The organism is Brevibacterium linens ATCC 9172, from assembly GCF_900169165.1.
GTDB classification, from domain to species: Bacteria; Actinomycetota; Actinomycetes; order Actinomycetales; family Brevibacteriaceae; genus Brevibacterium; species Brevibacterium linens.
The window spans coordinates 1-2,144 of record NZ_FXYY01000058.1; the positions used below are offsets into that span (position 1 = coordinate 1).

The following is a 2,144-nucleotide window of genomic DNA, read 5'->3' on the forward strand; positions in this document are numbered from 1 at the left end:
CTTGGTGGGGCGACTCCCGCCGCGTTCCGAGCCGATCATCTCAGCACGATGCCACGGGCTGCGTAGCTCGTGGGTGAGCCGATGAATTCCAAGTAGAAAACTCTCCATCAAACACGGGGCTTGACAGCGTCCTTGCGGAGGTATTCCTTCTTGCTGTCCGGGGTCCACGGGATCTTCTTGAGCTTGTCGGTTGGGATCTCACCGTTCTTGTGCCCACCCCACGCGCCGGGATTCTTACGACCGTCGTCAGGAATGTCATCGTCGCCTGATCCACCGCCCGTGCCGTCTGCTTCGCAGTTGACGTTATCGGCATTGCCGTCGTCAGAATCGTCGCTGCCGCCGCCTTTGCCACCCTTACCCGCGGCATCTTTCGGATCTCCTTTGGAATCGGTCTGGAAAGAGACGTGCGGGTGGTCTTTGTGGTTCTGGGTGTCTCCACCACGGTCGGGCATCTTCCGCCAGCCTTCATCGGCACGTTCGACGTTGTAGATGCGCTGGTACCAGATGACGTATTTGATGTTGAGTGCTTCGTGGTTGTCGATGACGAATTTCGCAATATCGTCACCAAGGGCCTTACCGTCTATGTTCAGCGGGACCATGAAGTCGACAGCGAGACCAACGGGGTGCCCGTTGGGGTCGCGTGACGTGCTGCCGGAACGGTACCCGCCGACACCAGTGATGCCGTCATATTCGTCGTAGATGACCTCGGCGGCTTCTTGCACGTGGGGCTTGACGTCTCCTAGGGGAAGCTTTTTCTTCTTCTGCGCGGTGACTGTGCCTCCGGCGATCGCTTCACCCTGCTCGGGGGTGGAGCCGGCTGCTTGGGCCTTGTCACCGGATTTCCAGTCCTTCATGAGTTTGAACCACTTCTCGGCTTGCTTGATCCGATTCGGCATGTTCGGAGCACCGGCCTTCTCCCACTTGTCGTGGAAGTGCGTCGTCGCAGCCGAAACTGAGTCGAGTTCGTTCTTGATCATGTCCTCGAAGACTTGGACGCTCTGCGCGTCATCGCCCTTCGTATCGGCCATGAAGTTCATTTGGAGCTCGATGGTCCACCAGTCTGTGCTCTTCGTCTTCGCATACGCTTTGAGCTTGCTGTTGCGGCTACCCGTCCACTGACCCAGGCCGAGACCACCGGAGAACGATTCAGCCTTCTCCCGCTTCTTCGGAGTCATCTTGTAAGGCGAGTCCATGATGCCCTGGACGCTCGTTGGGTCGACGCCCGATTCCTGCGACCAGTTGCCAAGGATCCCCGCGATATTGGTGTTCGACATGCCCTTATCCGAGAGCACAGTGAAAACTGCTCGAGCGTGGGCCTTTTCAGTCGGGTCAATGTCTCCGATGTCTCCGACGTCGCCACCGCCGTTACCGTCGTCACTGACCGGTGTGCAGGCACCGCTGGCGGCCATGAGTCCGAAGAGGACTGGGACGATGATGACGAGGGCGAGGAAGCCCGCACCGACAGTGGCGGCACCGGGGAGAAGCGACTTGAGTGAGAACATTGCGGGGGCCTTTCGGCAATGACCACCGACCCCTGGGTGCGGGGCCGGTGGTCATCATGGTTGGTTACTGATCGTCCTTCTTACGGCGGAGCACGGTGTAGAGGATGAACCCGCCTACTGTTGCCACGACGAGCGCGCCGAGGCTGAACCCGACCGTGGCACCGTTGATCCCTTCGGTGGCGGGTTCGCCCGCGCGAGGGGTACTACCGTCGGTGATGACAACTTCTTCAGTCCGATCCGGTGACGGAGTCGACTCGTCGGAGGGTTCGTCGCTGGGAGTATCATCGTCGCCGTCGACGAGAGTTGTCTCGTCGCGGGGAGCCGGGGACTGGTACTGGTCTTCGTCGCCCTGACCAGACGGCAGCTCAGGAACATCACCGGGAGTGGTTGGGGCGTTGTCTTCAAGGTTGGAGTCATCGGCAATATCCGGCTCGTCCTTGTCCTTGTCGCCAGTGCCTTTGTGATCACCACCGTCCTTGCCAGCCTTGGGCTCATCACCATCGGCTGCAGAGGTGGGGGATGAACCCTGAGTGGTGGACACGCTGAGTCTGGCCCATAATGGGCCGGAGAATGCGAGTAGAAACCATGCCAAAGAAGAAGTACTCCGATGAGTTCAAAGCCGACGCCGTCGCGCTGTACGAG

Annotated in this window: 2 protein-coding genes; both read right to left on the reverse strand. The window is 59.8% G+C overall.

Going from position 1 to position 2,144, the window contains the following annotated elements; all coding sequences use genetic code 11:
- Positions 1 to 107: 107 nt before the first annotated feature.
- Positions 108 to 1,502 carry a phage tail tip lysozyme gene (locus tag BLIN9172_RS17670; protein ID WP_101556173.1) on the reverse strand — a complete coding sequence of 465 codons (1,395 nt, stop codon included), beginning with the start codon at positions 1,500 to 1,502 and terminating at the stop codon, positions 108 to 110.
- Between the two features lie 64 nt (positions 1,503 to 1,566).
- Entirely contained in the window at positions 1,567 to 2,043 is a 477-nt protein-coding gene (locus tag BLIN9172_RS17675) for a hypothetical protein (protein WP_101556174.1), read from the reverse strand.
- Positions 2,044 to 2,144: the final 101 nt, after the last annotated feature.

What these genes read in the sequence shown, in the direction of transcription:
- BLIN9172_RS17670 (WP_101556173.1), bottom strand. Translation starts at nt 1,502, where the DNA reads ATGTTCTCACTCAAGTCGCTTCTCCCCGGTGCCGCCACTGTCGGTGCG.